Source organism: Streptomyces fradiae ATCC 10745 = DSM 40063 (assembly GCF_008704425.1).
GTDB lineage: Bacteria > Actinomycetota > Actinomycetes > Streptomycetales > Streptomycetaceae > Streptomyces > Streptomyces fradiae.
In genome coordinates this window covers 6,539,356-6,561,584 of record NZ_CP023696.1, presented here as the reverse complement: position 1 = coordinate 6,561,584, position 22,229 = coordinate 6,539,356, and the positions used below count along the sequence as shown (strand labels likewise).

Below are 22,229 nucleotides of genomic sequence, written 5' to 3'. Positions count from 1 at the left end.
TCTGGTCGCCGGTGCAGATGTCGCAATCCACACCAGGCCAGAAGGCCCTCACCCATTTCAAGATCCCTCAGCCGAGACCTGCATCACCCGTCCACAACCTCCCGGGACAGAACAGCTAGGTCCTCTGGACGGCGCGCCGCAGTGGGCAGCGGGCGACGAAGCCGTAGCAGACACCCGCTCCCGCGCCCAGGGAGGCGAGGGCGGCGAGGATCGGGACGCCGATGTGGGCGGGGGCCTGCTGGACCAGGACGAAGGCGCCCATGGCCAGCACGAACCAGGCGAAGAGCCGGGAGAGGACGTGCGCGGGGACACGCCCGGCCAGCCGCGCCCCGACGAGGCTGCCGACGACCGCGAAGGCGGTGACCGCGAGGGTCAGAGACCAGTCGATCTTGACGGTCGACAGGTATCCGGTGAAGCCCGCCGCGGACTTCATCGCGATGACCAGCAGCGAGGTGCCGACGGCCACCGGCATCGGGAGCCCGCCCAGCAGCGCCAGCGCGGGTACGACGAGGAAGCCGCCGCCCGCGCCGACCAGGCCGGTGGCCAGGCCGACGGCCGCGCCGTCCAGCAGCACCCGCCCCACCGGGATCTGCCGGTGCGCCCGGTCGGGGTCGACCTCGCGGCGTCCCCGGAGCATGGCGCCGGCTGTGACGATCATCATGACCGCGAAGGCGATCAGCAAGACCGTGTCGGGGATGTGGCCGCCGACGAGCCCGCCGGTGTACGCGCCGGCCATGCCGGCCGCTCCGAACAGGACACCGGTGCGCCAGCGGACCCGGCCGCCGCGGGCGTGGTTGATCATGCCCACGGCGGAGGTGACGCCGACGACGAAGAGGGAGGTCGCTATGGCCTCCTTGGCGTCCATCCCGGCCACGTACACGAGCAACGGCACGGTCAGGATGGAGCCGCCTCCACCGAGGAGGCCGAGGGAGAGGCCGACCAGCAGCGCGAGGGCCAGGACGAGGGTCAGCGTCATGGCGGTCACCCGGTCACCTTCCCTCGGCGAGCTGTGCGACGGCCTTGGCCGGATCGAAGGACGGCCTGCGGTTCCACGGCATCCGCGACAGCAGCACCCCCATGGCGCAGGTGTTGCTGATCGCGGCGAAGGCCAGCCCGCCGCCGACGAACGCGGACAGCGCCTGGAGGCCGGGGAGGACGAAGCTGCCGAGGGCGCCCACCAGGACCAGGGAGCCGGCCACGAGGCGGACCTGGCGCTCCATGTCCCAGCGCTCCTGCCCGTAGTTGGTCGGGGCACCGGACTTCTCCCAGGCGGACATGCCGCCCGACAGGACCGCGAGGCCGGGCAGCCCGGCTTCGGCGAGGGCGCGTTCGGCCTGGCCCGCGCGCTGTCCGGAGCGGCAGACCAGGACCACGTCGGTGTCCAGGTGCCGGGTCAGCTCCTCGCGGTGCTCGCGCAGGGTGTCCAGGGGGACGTTGTAGGACCCGGGGATGTGCGCCCCCTCGAACTCGGCGGGCGAGCGGACGTCGAGCAGCCGGGGCGGGGCGGCCGACTCGAGCCGGGTGCGCAGTTCGCCTACGGTCAGGCCGCGGGGGGTCGTGGGGGCGGTCATATGGTGATCTCCTGACGGTCGTCGTCGGTGGTGGGGGTGGGGGTGGGGAGCGTCCCGCGGGACGCGGGGGTCTCGGGGGTCTCGGGGGTCTCGGCGGACCCGGGAGTCACGGATGCCTCGGGGGTCTCCGTGGCGGCGCGGGCCGCGGCGGGGTGCGCGGGGGCGCACAGGCCCAGGTCGCGGGCGGTGTCGAAGCTGTCGTCGACGGCGACGACGTCGCGGCCGCGGGCGTGGAGCAGTGCGGCGACGACCCCGGCGCGGTAGCCGCCGGCGCAGTGCACCCACACGCGGCCCTCGGGGATCTCGGCGAGCCGGCCCGGCACCTCGTGGATCGGGATGTGCACCGTGCCGGGGATGTGGGCCTCGGCGCGCTCCTGGTCGCGGCGCACGTCCAGGACGACGATGCCGTCGCCGCCGGCCAGCGCGGCCTTCAGGTCGCCGAAGGTGGCCCGGTCGTAGGCGGCCGGGGGCGCGCCGCCGGTCCAGTCCTCCGGTCCGCCGGTGGCCATGGCGGCCGGGCGGTCGATGCCGATGCGGACCAGCTCGCGCTGGGCCTCGGCGACGTCGCCCGCGGTCTCGCCGAGCAGGGTGACCGGGGTGCCCCACGGGATCAGCCAGCCCAGGTAGGTGACGAAGGGACCGTCCAGACCGAAGTTGAGGCTGCCCGCGAGGTGCCCGGCGGCGAAGGCGGTGCGGTCGCGCAGGTCCACGACCCACTCGCCGGCCTCGATCCTGCGCCGCAGTTCGGCCGGGTCCGCCACGGACGGCGGGGACAGGTCCGGCGCGCCGGGGCCGTGGGAGTTGGCCGGGCCCATGTGGGCGTAGTACGCCGGGTAGGCGTCCAGTCCCGCCAGGAGCTGCCCGACGTACGCCTCCTCGCCGGCGGTCAGGGCGGTGTTCGTCCGCTTCTCCTGGCCGATGGTGCTGGACAGGCCGGCCGCCTGGGTCGCCGAGCAGAACGACCCGAACCCGTGGGTGGGGTAGACGGCGGTCTCGTCCGGCAGTTCCTTCGCCAGCCGGTGCGCCGAGTGCCACTGGGCCCGCACCAGGGTGTCGGTGTGGTCCGGCCCCAGCAGGTCGGGCCGTCCGGTGGTGCCGTACAGCAGGGAGCCTCCGGTGAACACCGCGACCTGCTCCCCGTCGGCCTCCAGGGCGTAGGACAGGTGGGTGTGGGTGTGGCCCGGGGTGTGGATCACCCGCACCCGCATGGTGTCGCCGACCTCGATCACCTGGCCGTCGTGCACGGGGGTCCGCTCGTAGGAGACCTCGTCGTCGGCGTTCACCAGGTACTGGGCGCCCACCTCGCGGGCCAGGGCCAGACCACCGGTGACGTAGTCGTTGTGGATGTGCGTCTCGAACACGTGGGTGATCCGCACCCCGGCGGCCTCGGCCAGCGCGGTGACGCGGTCGTAGTCGCGCTGGGGGTCGACCACCAGGGCTGCGGAGCCGTCGTGGGCGAGGTAGGTGCGGTCGCCCAGGCCGGGGGTCTCGACGGGCAGAACGGTGATCATCGGGCTTCCTCCGGAGTGGCGGTGGGGGCGCCGGGCGCGGCGCCGGTGACCGCGGGGCGGCCCGCTTCGATCCAGGCGGCGGTGCCTCCGTTCACGCTGTGGGCGTCGTAACCCAACTGGCGGAGGAGTGAGGTCGCCTGCGCGCTGCGGCCGCCGCTCTGGCAGATCACGTAGACCGGCCGGTTCCTCGGCAGCCCGGCGAGGGCCAGGGGGAGGTCGGGGAGGGGTGCGGATCGGGCGCCGGGGACGTGGCCGGCGCGGTACTCGCCGCTGTTGCGGACGTCGACGACGAGGCCGCCCGCCGCGTGCGCCTCGGCGAACCGCTGCTGGTCGATCTCGGGAACCATGCGGGGAACTCCTGCTCACTTGCCGTTCAGAAATACCCAGGGGGGTATGCCTGGACCCAACCGTAACAGGATCCGCTTTATGCCCCGGGGGGTATCCCGACGTGGTGAGCGTCACGTCCGCGGGCTCCGCACGGTCGCTTCCGCGGTGGGAGGTGGCGGGGGCGGAGGGCCGGCGCGCCGGGCGGGGTGGCGGCGCCGCGAACCCGGGCGCCCCGAACCGGGGCCCCGCGAACCGGGGCGCCCCGGTTCGGGGCTCTGCGGGCGCCGGGCGCCGCGGGCGTCGGGAGCCGGCCGGGGCGGCGGTGTGCCCGGCGGGGCGCGGCGACCCCGGCGGCCCGTCGGCCGGCGCCGGGGTCAGGCCGGGCAGCCCGCGTCGGCGACGACGTGGTAGCCGGGGGAGGTCTCCTTCAGGGTGCGCGTGGTGAAGGTGTTCCACAGCCCCATCGCCTGGCCGGAGCCGGCGGCGTAGGTGTGGCCGCCGCTCTGGTGGGCACGGCCGGCGACGGTGTGCGCGTAGTTGCTCGCGGTGTGGCATGCGGGCGTGTGACCGGTGGTCGTGGCGGTGACCGGCGAGGAGACCGGCCCCGGCACGCCGGCCGCGTCCACGGCGGCGACGGTGTACGTGTACGTCGTGCCGGTGGCCAGTCCGGTGTCGGTGTGGGAGGTCGACGTGGTGGTGCCCGTCCTCGTGCCGTCGCGGTGCACCTCGTAGGCGGCCGCGCCGCTCACCGCGCCCCAGCTCAGGGTCGCGGTCGTGTCGGTCGTCCCCGCGAGGGCCAGCCCCGTGGGCGCGGGCAGGGTGCCCGGATCGCCGCCGTCGCCCTCGCGGTCCAGTCCCCAGAAGAGGGCGGTGTGGTGACTGGAGCAGATGGTGTCGAGGTAGTAGGTGCCGGCGGTACCGCACTGGTCGGCGCCGCTGCCGGGGTCGACGGCGAGGCCGTGGGCCATGCCCGCGACGGTGTAGACCCGCACGGCGGGCCGCCCCGAGGGGTCGTCGTACTCGTCCAGCGTCGTCCCGCCACCGAGCGCCGCGGTGCGGGAGGGCGTCTGGCCGACGCCCCAGACGTCGGTCCACTGGTCGCGCAGCTCCGCCGCGTTGGCCGGGGCGACCGTGGTGTCCGCGGTGCCCTGCCAGACCGCCACGCGGGGCCAGGCGGAGGTTCCGGCGGGAGCGGCGGAGCGCACAAGCGCGCCCCACTGGGCCGGGGTCCGGTCCGGGGGGCTGTACATGCAGGTGTACGCGGCGGTCAGGGTGGTCGCGCAGGACGCGGGCAGCCCGGAGGCGACGGCGCCGCCCGCGAAGACGTCGGGGTAGGCGGCCAGCATGTTGGCGGTCATGCCGCCGCCCGCGGAGAGGCCCGTGATGTAGACCCGGCCGGTGTCGCTGCCGTACAGCGCGACGGCCTTGTCGACCATCTGGCGGATCGACAGTGCTTCGCCCCGGTCCCGTGCGCTGTCCGCCGGGTCGAACCAGTTGAAGCAGGAGTTCGCGTTGTTGGCCCCGGTCGTCTGGGGGAAGACCAGGGCGAAGCCGTCGCGGTCGGCGATGCGCGGCCAGCCGGACCCGGCGTGGTAGTCGCTCGCGCTCTGGGTGCAGCCGTGCAGGGCGACGACGAGCGGGGCGCCGGCGGGCAGGCCGTCGGGGACGTGGGTGTACATGGACAGGTTCCCGGGGTTGGAGCCGAAGCCGGTGACCTGGGTCAGGCCGGCGGCGGACGCGTGCGGGCCCGTGGCCGCCGGGCCGGCGGCGGACGCGTGCGGGCCCGCCGCCGTGAGGCCGGCCGAGAGGGCCAGTGCCGCCGCGGCGGTGGCGAGCCGGCGCCGGACACGTCCGCCGCGGCGGGTGCGTGCGGGGTGGAGCGGAGAGGGGAGCTGTCCCATGGTCGACTGCCTCCTGAGGGTTTCCGGCCCGCGCCGAGGCCGGTCCCGCCGGCGTCGGCGCGGTGTGGCGTGGCGTGGCGTGCATCATGGGGGCCGTGCGGAGGCGGTGGCATGGGGCGGCCGCCCAGGCTTGCGTCGGCCGGTATGTGATGGGCCGCCATGTACCGCAGGCGAGGGGCGAGGTACGTCGCAAGCCCCGTGGGCAGGCACTCGTCCCGCCTCCTGCGGGGAGGAACCCGTCAGACCCGGCAGGGTGGTGCCTTCACCCATGAACTACGAGGGAAGAGTGGGCGGCGCACCCATGGGGCGGGTCGGAGTGGGGTCGTAGCCTCTCGCGCGTCCTTGACACCCGATCCCGGAGGTACGCAGATGGGGCTTCTCGCCGACAGCCCGGCGCTGTCACCCGCTCCCCCGCCACGTCCGCCCGCTGCTCCAGCGCGTCCGCACGGGCGCCGGACGTCCGGGGCCCGCCGGAGCGCGGCCGCGGCCCTGGCCCTCGCCGCCCTGGTGGCCACCGCCGGGCCGGCCACGGCCGCCCCCGGCACTTCGGTGCCCGGGGCGTCGACGCCCGGCGGCGCCGCCGGGCACTGCCCGCGCGTCGGGCAGGTCCGCGTTCCGGGCGCCGAGCACCAGCGGTCGGCCTGCCTGGACGAGCTGACGACGGCCGGCACGGTCGCCTCCGGGCACACCGACCCCGCCGACTGGGCGGGCCTCACGCCCCGCTCCCTGCCCGTGCCGAGCGGGGTGCCGGGCATCCAGATCGACGGCTACTTCCCCGACACCTCCACCACCAACGGCAACCACGGCTGGAACCACGACTCCCAGTTCGTCGTCCGCCTGCCCGACCGGTGGAACGGCGGCCTCGTGGTGGCCGGCACCCCCGGCAACCGCGAGCAGTACGCGAACGACCGGGCCATCGCCGACTGGGTGCTGGCCAGGGGCTACGCGTACGCCGCCACCGACAAGGGCAACACCGGGCCCGCCTTCCACCGCGACGGGGCGGAGCCGGGCGACGCCGTCGCCGAGTGGAACGACCGTCTCACCCAGCTCACGCGAGCGGCCCGCGAGACGGTGGCGCAGCGCTACCGCCGGCCGCCCTCGCGCACCCTGGTGACCGGGATGTCGAACGGCGGCTACCTGGTGCGCTGGCAACTGGAGAACCACCCCGAGCTGTACGACGGCGGAGTCGACTGGGAAGGCACCCTGTGGCGCGTCGAGGGCCCCAACCTGCTGGACTTCCTGCCGAAGGCGCTGCGCGCGTACCCCGAGTACGCCGCGGGGGGCGCCGGCGCGCCCGCGGCGCGGCGGGCCCTGCACGCGGCGGGCTTCCCGGCGGGCTCGGAGTTCCTGTGGCCGTACCACCACCAGGTCTACTGGGACCTCACCCAGCGCGTCTACCGCGAGGAGTTCGACCCGGACTTCGACGGCGCGACCGAGGCGGGCACCCCGTACTGCGCGCCCGGCACCCCGGCCTGCGACGCCGACTACGACTACGGCACGCGCCCCGACGACGTGCGGCGGGCCGTGCGGAAGATCGCCCTCACCGGCAGGATCGGCCGCCCCCTGATCACCCTGCACGGCACCCTGGACGTCCTGCTGCCGATAGGGCGGGACTCCGACGTCTACGCCCGCATGGTGCGCGAAGCCGGCCGCGGCCACCTGCACCGCTACTACCGGATCGAGGGCGGCACGCACGCGGACTCGCTGTTCGACGCCTTCCCCGACAGGCTGCGGCCGCTCGTGCCCTGCCACCGCGCCGGCTTCACCGCCCTGGAGCGGTGGGTCGTCAGGGGCGACCGCCCGCCCGCCTCCGGGACGGTCGCGCGGCCTCCGGGCGCGGACGCCGCGTCGCTCGTCGCCCACTGCTCCCTGCGCGGACGAAGGTTCTCCTGACCGAGCGCCACGGCACCGCCTCCGGAGGCTCCGTCACTCCCCTCCGCACCGCGCCCATAGGGCCTGACACCACTGAACGTCATCAGCTTGTAGTGGTCGACCACATGGGAGAGACCCGGAGCTCTCCCTACTGTTTCCGGCCATGACGAACACCTTTCCCACTCCGGTTCCTCCACCGCCCGACGCCGCGGCCGACCTGAGCGGCCGCACGGCGATGGTGACCGGCGGCGGCAGCGGCATCGGACGGGCCTGCGTGCTCGCCCTGGCCCGGGCCGGGGCCGCCGTGCACGTCGTGGACCGGGACGGAGCCGCCGCCGAGGCCGTCGCGAGGATGGCCGGCGGACAGGCCCATGAGGCCGACCTCGCGGACCGGGCCGCGATCGACCTCCTCCCGTCCGGGGTGGACGTGCTGGTCAACAACGCCGGCCTCCAGCACGTCGCCCCGCTCACCGAGTTCCCGGCGGAGCGGTTCGAACTGATCCAGAAGGTGATGGTGACCGCCCCGTTCCTGCTGATGCGCCGGGTCCTGCCGCACATGTACGGGCAGGGGTGGGGCCGGATCGTGAACGTCTCCAGCGTCCACGGACTGCGGGCCAGCGCCTACAAGTCCGCCTACGTCGCCGCCAAGCACGGCCTCGAGGGGCTGAGCAAGGTCGCGGCGATCGAGGGCGCCCCGCACGGGGTGACCAGCAACTGCGTCAGTCCCGGCTACGTCCGCACGCCGCTCGTCGAGGGCCAGGTCCGCGACCAGGCCGCCGCGCACGGCATCAGCGAGGGCGACGTCCTCTCGGAGGTGATGCTGGCCCGCTCGCCCGTCAAACGGCTCCTGGAGCCGGAGGAGGTCGCCGCGGCCGTGCTGTGGCTGTGCGGCCCGCACACCGGCTACCTGACCGGCGCCTCCCTGCCGCTCGACGGCGGCTGGACCGCCGGCTGACGACGGGCCCGAGCGGCACCGCCCCCGGGGCGCCGCCGTCCGTGCGGGGCACCGATGCCCTCCGTCCCTCCCCACCTTCCTCCCGCTTCTTCCCCCTCTCCCCTTCTCCCCCTCTCCCCCTCTCCCCTTCTCCCCCTCTCCCCTTCTCCTTCCTCCCCTCCCCCTGTCCCTTCCGTCCGCGAAACCGGTGAACCCATGTCTGACACCACCACCCAGCCGAGAGGCGGCATCGGCCGCATCGTCGGAGCGAGCCTGATCGGCACCACCATCGAGTGGTACGACTTCTTCCTGTACGGCTCGGCCGCGGCCCTGGTCTTCAACACGCTCTTCTTCCCCACCTCCGACCCCCTGGTGGGCACGCTCATCGCGTTCGTCACGTACGCCATCGGGTTCGCCGCCCGGCCGCTCGGCGGCATCGTCTTCGGCCACTTCGGGGACAAGATCGGCCGCAAGAAGCTCCTGGTGCTCAGCCTCCTCATGATGGGCGGCGCCACCTTCGCCATGGGCCTGCTGCCCACCTACGAGACCATCGGCGTGTGGGCCCCGATCCTGCTGACGGTGCTGCGCCTGGTCCAGGGCTTCGCGCTCGGCGGCGAGTGGGGCGGCGCCGTCCTGATCGTCTCCGAGCACGGCGGGGACAGGCACCGCGGCTTCTGGGCCTCCTGGCCGCAGGCCGGCGCACCCGGCGGCAACCTGCTCGCGACCGGTGTGCTGGCGCTGCTCGCCGCCGTCCAGTCGGAGGAGACGTTCCAGTCGTGGGGCTGGCGCGTCCCGTTCCTGCTGTCCGGGCTGCTCGTGGTGATCGGCCTGTGGATCCGCGTCTCGGTGTCCGAGTCCCCGGTCTTCCTGGCGGCGCAGGCGAAGGCCGAGGCAGCGGCCGCCGAGGGCGCCAAGGAGGAGGCCCCGGTCGTGGAGGTGTTCCGGCGCAGCTGGCGCGAGGTGCTCGCGGCCATCGGCACCCGCTTCGGCGAGAACATCTCGTACTACATCCTCACCTCCTTCCTCCTGGTCTACGTCACCGTCCACCTGGGGCTGCCCAAGAGCACCGCGCTCAACGCCGTCCTGATCGGCTCCGCCGTCCACTTCGTCACCATCCCGCTGTGGGGTGCGCTGTCGGACCGGCTGGGCCGGCGCCCGGTCACGCTCATCGGCTCGGTGGGCATGGCGGTCTGGGCGTTCGTCTTCTTCGGCCTCGTCGACTCCGGGTCGTTCACGGTGATCACGCTGGCCGTGACGGCGGGTCTGCTGCTGCACGGCGCGATGTACGGACCGCAGGCCGCGTTCATCTCCGAGATGTTCGACACCAAGGTCCGCTACTCCGGCGCCTCCATGGGCTCCCAGCTCGCCTCGATCCTCGCCGGCGCCCTCGCTCCGATCATCGCGGTCGAGCTGCTGAAGGAGTACGACTCCTCCGTCCCGATCGCCGTCTACCTCAGCGTGGCGGCCGTCGTCACCACCATCACGGTGGCCGTCACGAGGGAGACCCTCGGGCGCGACCTCACCCGCTCGCGGAACGAGTAGACCGCCGCCGCTCCCGCGCCGGCCGCCGGCACCGTCCGCGGCCCGGTCCGCCGCCCACCACCCGCGCGGTGGCGGCGGACCGGGCCCGTCGGTGACCTCACGCCGGAAGACCGAGGCCGCCGAACTCGCGGCCCTCGGCCTCGGGATCAAGTCCGGGGCGGTGCGGCTGCGGCGACGCCGTTGCACGGAGGACGGCCTGGCCGGACCGGCCAGGGTCATGGACCATCGTTCGGCCCGCAAGCGCGAGGAGTTCGGTGACGCACCTGACGCCGTCGTCGCGGCGATGCGGCGATGCGGCGATGCGGCGATGCGGCAGGCGATCAAAGAGGGCGTCGAGACCTCGACACGCAACGGGGCCCGCCTGATGCGCGGTGGGTGTCGGCCGCCGCCTGAACACGGGCGTGATACCGCCGCCACTCGGCCTCGTCGCCGAAGCCGTCGTGATCCGGTCCGGCTTCGCCGTCGATGAGCTCTCGCAGGACATCGGCGTGGCCGGCATGCCGGGCGGTCTCGGAGACCATGCGGACGAGCAGCACGCCCAGGGTGGTGGCCCGGCGGTCTTCGGGCCAGTGCGGCACCTGGCCCGGCGTGTCGAGTGCGAGATCCGTGATGGTCCGGTCGGCATGCGCGCAGGCACGTCGATAGAGCTCGACGATGTACTTGCCGGACTCGTCGGGCCGGGCCCACATGTCTGCGCCGTCCCAGATCGAACCGTCCTCGACCCAGGCCAGCGGCTCTGGTGCCGGCCGGTCGAACGATGCGCCGAGGTATCCGTACTCAAGGCCTGCCAGATGCTTGACCAACCCCAGCAGGTTCGTGGCGGTGGGCGTCATGGGCCGGCGCATGTCGTATGCGGTGAGCCCATCCAGCTTGGAGAGCAGACCGGCCCGTCCTGCCCGCAGCTCGCGGTGCAACTCCGCTTTGAGATCGGTCACGTGGTCCTCCTTCAAGGATGCGGCCACCCAACCACGCGCCACTGACAGGAGGCCGGCGATGCGGCCGAGGCCGACGACGGCCGCGACGCACCGCGCTGACACCTCGATGGAGGTGACCAACCTTCGATGGGGCAGGACGACCACCAGCGGTCGTCTTCCACTGTCACGAACCCACAGACGGTCAGCCCCGACTGGCACACACCCCCGTTGATCGCCCTTCGCCGGCAATCGGTCGACGTTCACCGGCACAGGTCGACCACGGTGTGGTGGACAGGCGGTCAGTCGATGGACGAGCCGCCGTCTCCGGGCCTGTGCGCCTGCTCATGGTGACACCCCGCCGGGGTGCGGCGACGTGGGGTGGACGCGGGGGTGACGTGCTCCTCACGGGTGGGGCGGCACACTCCCGGCGGGTGGCGTGGGCCGCAGGGCCGTGCCGCCGCCGACACGTGTGGAGGGAGGCCGTCCGTTGCCCCTGCCGAAGGCTCTCCGGACGCGGCCGGCGGTCCCCGGGGCCGCGACCGCGGTGCGGCCCGCGGCGGCCGGCTCCGCGCGCGGCTCGGTGACCGCGGCCGGCGCTCCGTCCAACGCCGCCGTCGTGGCCGCCCTGGTGGGCGGAGCCGGGCCGGCCGCTCCCCCGCCCCTGTCCGTACGGGCCGGGAGCGCGGCCGCCCAGGACACGGTCGGCAACGGCGCCGTCGCGGCCGCCGGGGCCGGGGTGGGTCCGGCGCGTGAGACGGGAGGGACTGGTGGGCGTAGCCGCCCGGACGCCGGGCGCGGGGTGGCGGAGGAGGGCGCCGGTGGCCGTACGGGCGCCGCGCGGGAGGGGTCCACCCCCGCCCGGGGGCGCGCCCTGGAGTCGGAGACGCGGGACTCGGTGTCCGGCGGGCCCGGTTCGCAGGGCGGGGCGGGCGGGGGCGCCTCCGGTGGTGGCCGGGCGGAGAAGGCCGCGGGGCGGAAGCGGCGGGGCGGGCCCCGGACCGATCCGAAGTTCGCGGCGCTGACCCGGGACGTACGGAGCAAGAAGCGCGCGCTCGCCGCCTCCCACCCGCCGCCCCGCGCCGAGGCCGTAGCCGCGCAGGACGCGGCGCTGCCGCCGCGGGACGACCTGGAGGCCCAGGGCAAGGCCGCCAACGCGGAGCGGATGCACGAGGCCGAGCCGAGGGAGTTCGACCAGGCCGCGTTCATCCGGGCGGTCGAGAAGGCGGTCGCCGACCGGGCGCCGAAGAACCTCGACGAGGCGGACCGGTTCGCCGGGTCCGGCAAGGCCGACGAGGTACGCGCGGAGGTGCACGGCAAGGTCGGGGAGGGCAGGGCGGATTCGGCACGGCAGATCGCCACGACGACCGCCGCCCCGCCCGACACGTCGGCGGCCGTGCCGAAGAAGGTGGTGCCGATGCGCGGCGACCGGCCGCCCAGCGCCCCGGCCGCCCCCGACCCGGCGCAGGCCGTACCGGACCGGCTGCCGCCGTCGGAGACCGACATGTCGGCGGGGCCCGCCGAGGTCGACCGGCGGATGGCGGACGCGCGGGTCACCGAAGCGCAGCTCCGCACGTCCAACGAGCCCTCCTTCACCCGGGCGCTCGGTGCGAAGCGGGCCGCCGAGCGGCACTCCGCCGCCGCCCCGCGGCGGCTGCGCGGGCACGAGGCGGCCGAACTGCGCGGCGCCACGGCGCGGGCCAGGCGGATAGGCACCGAGGCCATGGGCGCGATGGGCGACCGGCGGGCGCTGGCCGGCCGGCAGGTGGACGCGGGCAAGGCGGGCGCGAAGGGCAGCGACGAGGAGAAGCGGGCCGCCGTCACCGCGGTCCTGCAAGGCGTGTTCGACCGGATGAAGAAGGACGTCGAGGCGATCCTCGACGGGCTGGACGGCCTTGTCGACGACCGGTTCGACCGGGGCGAGAGGGAGGCGCGGAAGGCGTTCACCGCCGAGCACCGGCGGAAGATGGACGAGTACAAGGACCGCCGCTATGCGGGGGCGACGGGCAAACTGCGCTGGGTGCGGGACCTGTTCGCCGGGCTGCCCGCCGAGGCCGACCGGATCTTCGAGGAGGCCCGCGACGGCTACGTGCGCCGGATGCGGCAGGTCATCACGGACGTGGCCGGGCTGATCGGCGCCGAACTGAACCGGGCCAAGCGGCGCATCGCCCAGGGGCGAGCCGAGATGCGGGACGCGGTGCGCCGGCTCCCGGCCGACCTGCGGGAGGTGGGGCGGCGGGCGGCGGCCGAGTTCACCGACCGGTTCGACGAACTGACCCGTGCGGTGGACGAGAAGGGCACCCAGCTCGTCGACACGCTGGCGGCGAAGTACACCGAGGCGCTGACCGCCGTCGACGACGAGATCGCCGCGGAGAAGGAGAAGAACCGGGGCCTGGTCGCGAAGGCGGTCGACGCGGTCAAGGCGGTCATCGACACCATCCTGGAGCTGAAGCGGCTGCTGCTGGCGGTCCTCGCCAAGGCCGCCCAGGCCGTCATGCTGATCCTCAGGGACCCGGTCGGATTCCTGCGCAACCTGGTGTCCGCCGTCGGCGCCGGTCTGCGGCGGTTCCTGCAGAACATCGGCCGCCACCTGAAGCAGGGCATCCTGTCGTGGCTGCTGGGCCGCACCGCCGAGGCGGGGATCCGGCCGCCGGCGCGGTTCGACACCCCCGGTGTCGTGGAGATGGTCGCCGGCACGCTCGGCCTGACGTGGCACGGCATCCGCGCCCGGCTCACCCGCAAGGTGCCCGAACCCGCGGTCGCGGCGGCCGAGAGCGCGGTTCCGCTCCTCGCCGACGTCCGCAGGCGGGGCGTCGCCGCGCTGTGGGAGGAGATCCGGCCGCGCGTCGGCGACCTGCGCGCCCGGCTGCTCGACGACGTCGTCGCCTACGTCCGGCCGACCATCGTGGTCGCCGGGATCCTGTGGGTGATCTCGCTGCTCAACCCGGCGTCGGCGTTCGTCCGGGCGGTGAAGCTGATCGTCGACTTCGTCCGGTTCGTCGTCACCCAGGCCCGCCAGATCATCGCCTTCGTCAACGCGGTGCTCGACGCGGTCATCGCCATCGCGCGGGGCGGCAGCGGCGGCGTACCGGCGCTGGTCGAACGCGCCCTGGCCCGCTCGATCCCCGTGCTCCTGGGCGTCCTCGCGGCGCTCCTCGGCGTGGGCGGCGTCGCCGCGCGGGTCGGGCGGATCGTGCGGCGGCTGGCCGCCCCGGTCGACCGGGCGGTGAACGCGGCCGTCGACCGGCTCGCCGGACTCGTCCGGAGGCTGTGGGCCAGGATCGGACCGGGTGGTGGGGGGAAGGGCTCCCGCACCCGGGCCGGTGACGCGGCCGGGGCGGGCCGCCCGCGGCACCCGGACCGGCCCCGCGGACGCCCCGGCACGGCGCGGCGGCCCGGCCCCGCCGGCCGGCCGGGCCCCGGCCGCGGACCCCGGCGCGACCGGGCCCCCGGGACCGGGCGCGACAGGACGGGACGGGACCGGGACCGGGACCGGCGCGGCAGGCCCGGACGCGGCAGGCGGCGGGACGAGCCGACACGGGGCGGCGGGCGACGGGACGGCCGGGGGCGGGAGGACCGGCGCACCCGCCGGGAGATGCTCGCCGCCCTCGACGCGGCCGTCCGCGAGGCCGAGGCGCTGCTGGGCGCGGACGCGGCCACGGAGGAGTCCGTACGCCGCGGTCTGCCGGCCATCCGGCGGCGGCACCGCCTCACCCGGATCACGCTGGAGCGCTCCGGGCCGCACACCTACCACGTGACCGCCTCCGTCAACCCCAGCAGGCGGACGTCGTACCGGACCCTCTTCCCGTACCGGATCGGGAAGGCGGCCGGCTCCTTCCCGACCACCAGGCACCCGCACTCCGTGGTGCAGCTGCGGGCCGTGCTGGTGCCCTTCGCCACGGGCTCCGGCGACCGCTGGACCGGATTCGTCGTCACCATGGCCGCCACCCCCGGCGAGATCCTCAAGCGGCGGGACGTGGCGACCCGCTACCTCGACGAGGCGTGGAACGACACCGACGGCTCCCGGAACACCGGGGACCTCGCGGCGGCGCGGACCGCCGTCGTCATCGGCGTCAACACCTTCGAACGGCTCGACCCCCAGAAGGGTGACCCCGTCAGGGACGCCGTGGACGCCGTCGGGCGCAGGCCCGAACTCCTGCTGGCGGTGTTCGGCTTCCACTGGACGCCCCGCTGGGTGAAGGACGTGGACGGGACGCCGGTCGGCATCGACGAGGTGCGCGCGGCCTACCGGGGACTGCGGCGGGGACGCGACCGCAGGCGGGCCGAGGCCAACGAGCGGAAGCTGCGCGACAAGGGCGCCCTGCCGTACGGCGTCTTCCGCGAGGAGGTGCTCGGCTCCTCCTACACCCGGCGGGCGGTGGAACTCCTCCAGCAGGTCAACCGGCAGGTCCACGTCGTCGGCCAGGACGCCGACACGGGCGTGGCCGCCATCAGCGGCAAGGGCGTCCTCAAGGCGTACGAGGACGTGCTGTCCGGCATGGCCCGGCACCCGCTGCTGACCATCGGCGGCTACCACTTCGAGGGCGCCGACTGGGGCCGGCGGGGGGACCGCCGCACCCGGCAGCTGACGCGGCTGGCCAACCGCCTGGACCGCGCCATCCGGGAGGCCATCGCCCGCCGGTACCCGGAGATGCTGTACCCGACCGAGCCGAACATGCTGGTCAAGGCGTGGGACCGGGACCATGCCGACGGGATCTTCCAGAACGCGCGGATGCTCGCCAGGCTCCAGGTCCAGGGCGACGTGTACGGAATCGGCGGGGCCGAGGGGCGGGAGCTGCGGGAGCGGCTGCGGAAGGTCTTCGGCCCGGACTTCTCCGTGCGGTACGCGCCGGAGGCCTCCACCGCCACCAGCGCGGAGCCCGGCGACGAGGCGCGGGGCCTCGCGGTCACACCGGCGGCCGTCCGCAGGGCCAGGCGGGGCAGGATGCTCATGCGGGGGCGTGAGGAGGCCGTCCGCGTGCGCCACCGGATGTACGCCCTGATCATCCAGTCGCAGACGACCGCCAGCGCCCAGACCCTGGCCAGGGAGTTCTCCCGCGCCGCCCGGCTGGGGCCGACCGCCCAGCGGGAGCTCGCGTCCCTGGTCTTCGTCCACGTCGAGAACGTGGCCATGCTGATGTCCGACGACCCCCGGCTGACCGCCCGCAGTCCGGTCGTCCGGGCGGAGCTGAAGCGGCTGGAGGAGTCGGTGGCCGGCCTGCTGGAGACGGGCTCCGGGCGGAACAAGGAGCGCTACCGCCAGGGGGTCGCGCAGGCGCAGGAGATCACCCGGGAGATCGTGTACGCGATGACCGCCCCGGAACTCGCCGGCCTGTGGAGACGTGTGCGCCACGCCCTGGACGAGGTCACGCGGAAGCCGCGGCGCGGAGGCGGCCGCCGCTGACACCCGGTCAGGGCATGATGGGCCGAAGCCGTCAGGGAGGGATTCACCATGACCGATGCCGCGCTGGAGCGGCTGCGCGCCGAGGCGGCACGCGACGACTACGGCTCGATGGTCCGGCTGGCGCGGGGCCTGTACGCGGCCGGGTTCGGTCCGCGCCAGGTGCTGCGCACCTGCTACGGCGCCGACTTCCCCGAGGAGGTCTTCGTGCTGGCCGAGGGCGGGCTGTGGCGGCCGGACCTGCTCGCCCGGTTCACCAACCAGCCGTGGCAGCTGGCCGTACCGCCGGAGCACGACGGCACCCAGGAGACCCCGAGCTCGCTGGTCCGTACCGAGCTGCGGCTGCTGGCCGAGGACCCCGACCTGCTGCCGCTGCTGCGCATCCCGGCCGCCGCGCCGGGCAAGGACGACCGGATCATCTGCTACCGGCTCGGCGAGCTCCGGGCGGGCCGCTCCACGGTCTTCCGCCTCTTCGGCCGCGGCTCCGCACGGGACGCCCTGGAGTGCGGCGACTGCGTGCTGGACGTCCTGGTCGCCGAGCACGCGGCGTACGTCCGCGCCCTGGAGCGGCAGCGGGACGACCCGTCGAACTGGGGCGCGGGCTCCGTGGACGACGTGGAGGTGGAGGAGGCGCACGAGGGCCTGGAGGAGGTGCGCGAGCTGCGGCGGCAGGCCGGTCTGAGGGCGGCCGCGCGGCGGGAGGACTGACGCGCGGCGCTCCGGGGCGGGGGGGCGGGGGGCGGCCTGGTGTGGCGGGTCGGGGTGGCCGGGGGGTGGTCGGGGCGGGTGCCGAGTCAGGGGGGCGCTCGGGACGGGGCGGTCGCCGGCGCCCGCGGCTCGGGCATGCGCCGCGGGCGGGCGCCGCGGGCGTGCGGCTCGCGGCGCGGCTGGTCGGGCAGGGCGCGATGAGGGCCGGCGCGTGCGCCGGCCTGCGAGGGCGGAGGCGCGGTCCACGAACGAGGGGGCGGCCGGCGGGCTACGGGGCCGGGGCGGGCGGCGGGGGTGCGGTGATCGGGGGCGGGGCCGTGAGGGGCCGCGGGGGGTCCGGTAGCGGACCGGGGGCCGAGGGCTCCGGGACCGCGGCGGACGCCGGGGGCTCCCGGACCGGGGCGGGCGTCGCGGCGGGAACCGGGGCAGGGGCCTGGGCCGGAGTCGCCGTGGGGAGGGGCGGGGGCGTGCGGAGGGCGGCCGCGGCCACCGCCGCGTTCCCCACCCCGTCCTGGCCGGCGAGCAGCGCGGGGCCCGCCGGGCGGGCCGGGGCGGGGGCGGTGCCCGCCACCACCGCGTGGGCGGGTGCCGGTTCGGGTGCCGGGGCCGGGTGGCCGGACACGGCCTGCCGCCGCTCGGGCGGGACGGGACCCGGCGGCCGGAGGTGCAGGGCGAGCGGCGGTTCGGCGGGCAGCAACGGGTCACCCCCGCGAGGCGTCGTCGAGCAGGTGGGCGTGCGGTCCGAGCTCGGCGGGGCGCAGCAGCCGGGCCTCGCGCTGGTACTGGCGGGCCACGCCGCGGACGACGTGCCGCATGGTGATGGTGTCGGCGCCGCCGTCCGCGGCGGCCAGGGCGGCGGTCCGGGCGGCGGCGGTGATGCCGGCGCCCGTCATGTCGAGCCGGGCCAGCGCGCCCAGGTCGACGTCGGCGGCGAGCGGCGCCTCTTCGGGGAAGGCCAGCCGCCACAGTCTGCGCCGCTCGGCGGCGCCGGGGCGGGGGAAGTGGACGACGAAGTGGAAGCGCCGGGTGAAGGCCGGGTCGATGTTGTCGCGCAGGTTGCTGGTGAGGATCACCAGTCCGTCGCTGGCCTCCAGGCGCTGGAGCAGGTAGCCGACCTCCATGTTGGCGTAGCGGTCGGTGCCGTGCCTGACCTCGCCGCGCTTGCCGAACAGGGCGTCGGCCTCGTCGAAGAGGAGTACCGCGTGGCTCTCCTCGGCCTGCCGGAAGGCGGCCTCCATGTTCTTCTCCGTCTCGCCCACCCACTTGGAGACGACCCGGGCGAGGTCCACCTTGAGGAGTTCCAGCCCCAGCATGCCGGTGACGATCTCGGCGGACAGGGTCTTGCCGGTGCCGGGCTCTCCGGTGAAGAGGGCCTTGACCCCGCCGTGGGCCGAGCGGCGGGCGAAGCCCCAGGTCTCCGCCACGCGGGGCCAGGCGCGGAACGCCGAGGCGATCTCCCGGATCTGGCCGAGCTGGGCGTCGGGCAGGACCAGGTCGTCCAGGGTGCGGCGGGGCGCGAGGGAGCGTACGGCGCCGCCGCCGCGCCCGCGGGTGACGGTGGCGACGGCGGGTTCGACGTGGGCGGCGACCGGTTCGGGCCGGCCGTCGCCCGCGAGCCGGGCCCCGGTACGCGCGACCGAGGCGACGGCGCGCAGTTCGCCGCCGTTCATCCGGTAGCGCACGGCCAGGTCGTCCAGGAGGGGGGTCCCCAGGCCGGGCAGGGCGGCCGACCACATGGCACGCCGCTCGGCGAGACCGGGTGCGGGAACGGCCAGTTCGGCGTAGGAGCGGGCGGCGAGCAGGGACGCGGGGCGCCAGGGCTCCAGGCCGGTGAGGCACACCGGCAGGCGGGTGCGCAGGAGCGCGGCGGTCAGGGCGTCGGCGTCGGGGCGGCGCCGCTCGTCGCGCAGGTCGTCGGTGGGCACCCAGAGCAGGGCGCCGAGCGCGGCGGCGGTCCGCAGGTCGGTGTCGGGGTCCTCGGTGAGGGTGCGCAGCGGCGTCCCGGCGGCGCGGGCCAGGGCGCGTACGGTGTCGAGCTGCCCGTCGGGCGGGGCGCCCCACAGCCCGGCGAGGTCGACGCGGCCGGCGGCCAGGGCCCGGCCGAGCCGGGCGAGCCGGTCGGCGCAGGGGTGCGGCGGCGGGAGGCACGGGCCGTGCGCGGTGACCTCGCCCGGGTCGTGGCCGAGCAGGCCGGTGTCGGTGGTCCAGCCCAGCAGGAAGTCGAGCACGCCGGGGGCGGGGAGCAGTTCGCGGGCCAGTTCGAGCGGGGCGTCGCCGTGCGGGCGCAGCAGGCCGTACCGGCGCAGGGGGCCCGCGGGGCCGAGCGCGCGGCGCAGCGCGAGCCGGGCGGCGGGCTCGTCCGGGTCGCCGCCGCTCAGCGCGGCGACGGTGACGAGGAGTTCGACGCTGGGCAGCCGCCGGTTGAGGTTGTCCACGATGTACGCGTAGATCCGCTCGTAGCCGCGGTCGAGTTCGGGTGCGGCGGCGAGGAGCAGGGCGTCCTGTTCGGCGCGGGTCAGTCCGAAGGCGGTCGCGAGGGCGTCCAGCGGGAGGCGCCCGCCCTCGGCCGCGACCCGGCGCCGCAGGTCGTGTTCGGCCCGGGCGCCGGGGGTCTGGCCGGGGGGCGGTCCGAGGGCCTCTCGGGGGGCCGGGTCCGCGCCCGCCTCGGCCGCCGGGCGGGAGCCCGCTTGGGAGGCCCCTCCGGGGCGGGCGCGGGTGGACCCTCCGGGGCCGGTGACGATGGTGCGTTCAGGGGCCGGGTGGGCGGCCCGGTGGGGGTCGGGCCCGCAGGCCCCTCCGCGGTCCGGGCCGGTGACCCGGCCGGGGTCCGGGCCGACCGCCCGGCCGGGGTCCGGGGCGGTGCCCCGGCCGGGGCCCGCCGCGGGGTCGGGGGCGTGGTCCGGTGCGGGGTCGGGGGCGTGGCCCGGTGCGGTACGCCCGCCGGAGGGCGGGGCGGGAGGCCGGGGGGCGCGGGCGCCGGCCAGGGCGTCGGCGACGGCGTCCATCTCGCCGAGCAGCACCTCGACCTGCTCGTCCGTCACGCAGTACGGCGTGAGGTCCGGCCGGGTCAGGCGGGCCGCGAGCCCGGCCTGCCGCTCGACGGCCGTGCGCAGCGCCCGGTGGATGCCGGCCAGCCGGATCCGCAGGTGCTCCAGTGCCGCGTCGCCCATGGCGCTCAGCCTCCGGTGAAGGTCAGGGGGCGTCCGCCCAGCCACGGCACGTCCGGTACGTCGGCGAGCAGTCCGCCGCGCAGCAGGTCCGCGTGGCGCCGTCCCAGCGGGACGCGGACCCGGACGGCGCCGGTCTCGTGGCGGACGGTCGCCTCCAGGTCGGCGAAGCGCCCGAGGGCGAGCAGCGGGTCGGGGGTCTCCCGGTCGCGCCAGAGCGTCCAGGCCAGGGTGGACAGGCCCAGGAGGGCGGCGAGGGCGGCCGTGCGCTCCAGTGCCGCGTGCCGGGCCAGCGGCACCGCGCGGCGCTCGGCGAGGGCGGAGACCAGGTCCGCCGTCCGGGCCGTGTGGCCGGGCAGGGCGGCGGCGAGCGCGGGGTCGGCGAGCGGGCGGGCGGCCCCGGTCCACAGGGGCGTGCGCCAGGGCAGCCGGACGGCGGGCTCTCCGCGCAGCGGCCGTACGCCCGTGAGGAACGGTACGGCCGCCGCGTCCAGTACGCCGAGCGTGCCCGGGGGCAGGGGGCCGTCGCAGACGAGCACGGCCGGCCGGCCGCTGTTTCGCCAGTGCGGCAGCAGTTCCGCCGCGCCGGAGGTCCACGCGACGGGGAACACGCCCTGGGCGTCGAGGAGCAGGAGCCCGCCGCCGGCGCCGGTGAGCAGGAGCGGGTCGGCCGGGTCGTGGCCCCGGCACACGGCGAGGGCCAGGACGCCGTCGAGGACCGGGAGCGCGGGGCGCGCGGTGTCGGCGAAGCGGGTGAGCGCCTGTTCGGGGACGGGCGGTGCGAGGCCGGCGAAGGCGGCGGCCGCCTCGCTGTCCCGCTCGTCCCGGCGCCAGCCGCGTCCGGTCGCCTTGAGGACCTTGTACGCGAGGGCGGCGGCGAACAGCGGCGCGTCGTCGGCCAGTCGCGCTCCGGCGAGCGCGGGGGCGACCGCGTCGAGGTAGCCGACGCGTGCCAGGGGCCCGGTGAGGAGGAAGGGCAGCGCGGACCACACCCGCACCTCCCCGGTGGCGGGGCGCGCGGCGGTGGCGGACCCGCGCGGGGCCGGTGCGCGGGTGGCCGGGCGGTCCTGGTCCGCGCGGCCGGGCCGGCCGGGCTCGGCGCGGCCGGCCGCCGCCGGATGCGCGGCGGGCGGGCCGGACGGGGCGCCGGGGCCCGCGTCGCCGGTGCCGTCGGCGGAGGGGGTGGCGCCGTCGTCCGGCCGGGCCCCGCGGGCCGCTTCGGCGGCCGACCGGGCAGCGGCGGCCGGGGCGGCGTCCCGCAGGGCGCGCGCGTACGTCCGGAGCGACTCGTCCGGCAGCAGGGCGAGGAGCGCGTCCAGTTCGCCGCGTTCGGCCAGTTCGGCGAAGAGGTCCGCCGCGCCGGGCGGCTGCCACGGGGCGGCGAGGGCCTCCGCCGGCGGCACCGGGGCGGCCGTCCCGCCGCCGGGCGGCTCGGTCGGCGCGACGGGGCCGACCTGGATGTCGGCGGCCGTCGGGAGCGCACCGGGCCGGGGCCCGGGGCGGACGGTGACGGTCACCGGTTCGGTGATCTCCACGTCCGGGCCGCCGCCGGCGAGCCACGGCCCGAAGTGGGTCGCCAGCCGCTCCGGCAGGGTGTCGACGACCTGCTGGACGAGGCCGCGCGGGTCGGGGCCCCAGCTCCACCCGCCCCGGCGGACCACCGTCACCGTGCAGCGGTGCACGGTGATCCCGCCGCCCGCCCCGCCGGACGGGCGGGACGGGCCGGACGGGCCGGACGGGCCGGACGGGCCGGACGGGCCGCCGTCGCCATCGCTGTCGCGGTCGCCGGAAGCGGTCGGGCCGCCCCCTCCGCGCACGGCCGGGTCGCCCTCGTCGGAAGCGGTCACGCCATCCTCGCCTTCTCCAGGCGGCCGGCCCACCCGGTGACGAGCACCAGGACGCCGTGGGTGCCGCCCTCCGCGAGGGCGAGGGGCAGGGTCACCCGGTCCCGTCCCGCGGGGATCTCGCCGGCGAGGACGTGGGTGTCCTGTCCACCGGAGACGAGGGCGACGATCCGGGCGGCCCTGACGGGCGCGAGCGGCACGGTGACGGTGAGCCCGTCCGCGGCGAGCGCGAGGCCGCCGCCGGTCCACGCAGCGAGCCGCGGCAGCACCGGCTTGGGCCTGCCGTCGGCGGACAGGTCGACGCCGAAGGCCAGCGGGTCGGCGAAGACGGCCGGTTCGTCGTCCACGGACGCCGAGGCGAGTTCCCCCGCGTGCAGCGGGAGGACGGCCGTGCGGCCCGCGCCGAGGGCGACCCGCAGCGGCAGCGCCCGTCCGACGAGCGCGGCCGGGTCGGGCGGGGCGGAGGCGGCGGGCCCGGGGCGGGCGAGGGCGCCCACGACGTGGCCGGTGGCGGACGCGTACACCACGGTGAGGGCCATC

14 protein-coding genes are annotated in these 22,229 nt (G+C 76.3%); 5 read left to right on the top strand and 9 right to left on the bottom strand.

Annotated elements, in window-relative coordinates; all coding sequences use genetic code 11:
- Positions 1–115: 115 nt before the first annotated feature.
- From CP974_RS28590 to CP974_RS28570, 5 genes are all read right to left on the bottom strand, one after another.
- The gene (locus CP974_RS28590; RefSeq protein WP_037939890.1) at positions 116–976 is read right to left on the bottom strand and encodes a sulfite exporter TauE/SafE family protein; all 861 of its coding nucleotides are present in this window, start codon (positions 974–976) and stop codon (positions 116–118) included.
- A gap of 13 nt (positions 977–989) precedes the next feature.
- Entirely contained in the window at positions 990–1,571 is a 582-nt protein-coding gene (locus CP974_RS28585; protein ID WP_031136700.1) for a rhodanese-like domain-containing protein, read from the bottom strand.
- Positions 1,568–3,082: an MBL fold metallo-hydrolase gene (locus CP974_RS28580; RefSeq protein ID WP_223844666.1), complete on the bottom strand. Its 1,515-nt coding sequence runs from the start codon at positions 3,080–3,082 to the stop codon at positions 1,568–1,570. The genes CP974_RS28585 and CP974_RS28580 overlap by 4 nt, the downstream gene beginning before the upstream one ends.
- Positions 3,079–3,429, bottom strand: coding sequence for a rhodanese-like domain-containing protein (locus CP974_RS28575; protein ID WP_031136696.1), 351 nt, complete (start codon positions 3,427–3,429; stop codon positions 3,079–3,081). The genes CP974_RS28580 and CP974_RS28575 overlap by 4 nt, the downstream gene beginning before the upstream one ends.
- A 354-nt stretch (positions 3,430–3,783) precedes the next feature.
- Complete coding sequence (locus CP974_RS28570) at positions 3,784–5,310, bottom strand: extracellular catalytic domain type 1 short-chain-length polyhydroxyalkanoate depolymerase (RefSeq protein WP_037939761.1); 1,527 nt, start codon at positions 5,308–5,310, stop codon at positions 3,784–3,786.
- A gap of 369 nt (positions 5,311–5,679) precedes the next feature.
- Here CP974_RS28570 and CP974_RS28565 point away from each other — a divergent pair, with 369 nt between their 5' ends.
- From CP974_RS28565 to CP974_RS28555, 3 genes are all read left to right on the top strand, one after another.
- Positions 5,680–7,203 (top strand): tannase/feruloyl esterase family alpha/beta hydrolase, encoded by a 1,524-nt coding sequence (locus tag CP974_RS28565; protein WP_051840047.1) that lies wholly within the window; start codon positions 5,680–5,682, stop codon positions 7,201–7,203.
- Positions 7,204–7,345: 142 nt separating this feature from the next.
- Positions 7,346–8,137: a 3-hydroxybutyrate dehydrogenase gene (locus CP974_RS28560; protein ID WP_031136476.1), complete on the top strand. Its 792-nt coding sequence runs from the start codon at positions 7,346–7,348 to the stop codon at positions 8,135–8,137.
- Positions 8,138–8,332: 195 nt separating this feature from the next.
- Positions 8,333–9,658 carry an MFS transporter gene (locus CP974_RS28555; protein ID WP_031136136.1) on the top strand — a complete coding sequence of 442 codons (1,326 nt, stop codon included), beginning with the start codon at positions 8,333–8,335 and terminating at the stop codon, positions 9,656–9,658.
- Positions 9,659–9,978: 320 nt separating this feature from the next.
- On the opposite strand, the gene CP974_RS28545 is transcribed toward CP974_RS28555, so the two are convergent.
- A complete protein-coding gene (locus CP974_RS28545; protein ID WP_051840006.1) occupies positions 9,979–10,593 on the bottom strand; it encodes a DinB family protein in 615 nt (204 codons plus the stop codon).
- Positions 10,594–11,059: 466 nt separating this feature from the next.
- Between CP974_RS28545 and CP974_RS29875 the strand changes: the two genes are divergently transcribed.
- Both CP974_RS29875 and CP974_RS28535 read left to right on the top strand, forming a co-directional pair.
- Positions 11,060–15,973 (top strand): hypothetical protein, encoded by a 4,914-nt coding sequence (locus tag CP974_RS29875; RefSeq protein WP_107426930.1) that lies wholly within the window; start codon positions 11,060–11,062, stop codon positions 15,971–15,973.
- A 48-nt stretch (positions 15,974–16,021) separates the two neighbouring features.
- Complete coding sequence (locus CP974_RS28535; RefSeq protein ID WP_051840123.1) at positions 16,022–16,678, top strand: hypothetical protein; 657 nt, start codon at positions 16,022–16,024, stop codon at positions 16,676–16,678.
- Positions 16,679–17,379: 701 nt separating this feature from the next.
- Here the strand turns inward: CP974_RS28535 and CP974_RS28530 are convergent.
- The 3 genes from CP974_RS28530 to CP974_RS28510 are packed head-to-tail and all read right to left on the bottom strand — an operon-like array spanning position 17,380 to position 22,228.
- Positions 17,380–19,848, bottom strand: coding sequence for an ATP-binding protein (locus CP974_RS28530; RefSeq protein WP_223844665.1), 2,469 nt, complete (start codon positions 19,846–19,848; stop codon positions 17,380–17,382).
- 5 nt (positions 19,849–19,853) lie between these two features.
- The gene (locus tag CP974_RS28520) at positions 19,854–21,692 is read right to left on the bottom strand and encodes a hypothetical protein (RefSeq protein WP_224354490.1); all 1,839 of its coding nucleotides are present in this window, start codon (positions 21,690–21,692) and stop codon (positions 19,854–19,856) included.
- Positions 21,689–22,228 (bottom strand): hypothetical protein, encoded by a 540-nt coding sequence (locus CP974_RS28510; RefSeq protein WP_031134095.1) that lies wholly within the window; start codon positions 22,226–22,228, stop codon positions 21,689–21,691. The genes CP974_RS28520 and CP974_RS28510 overlap by 4 nt, the downstream gene beginning before the upstream one ends.
- Position 22,229: the final 1 nt, after the last annotated feature.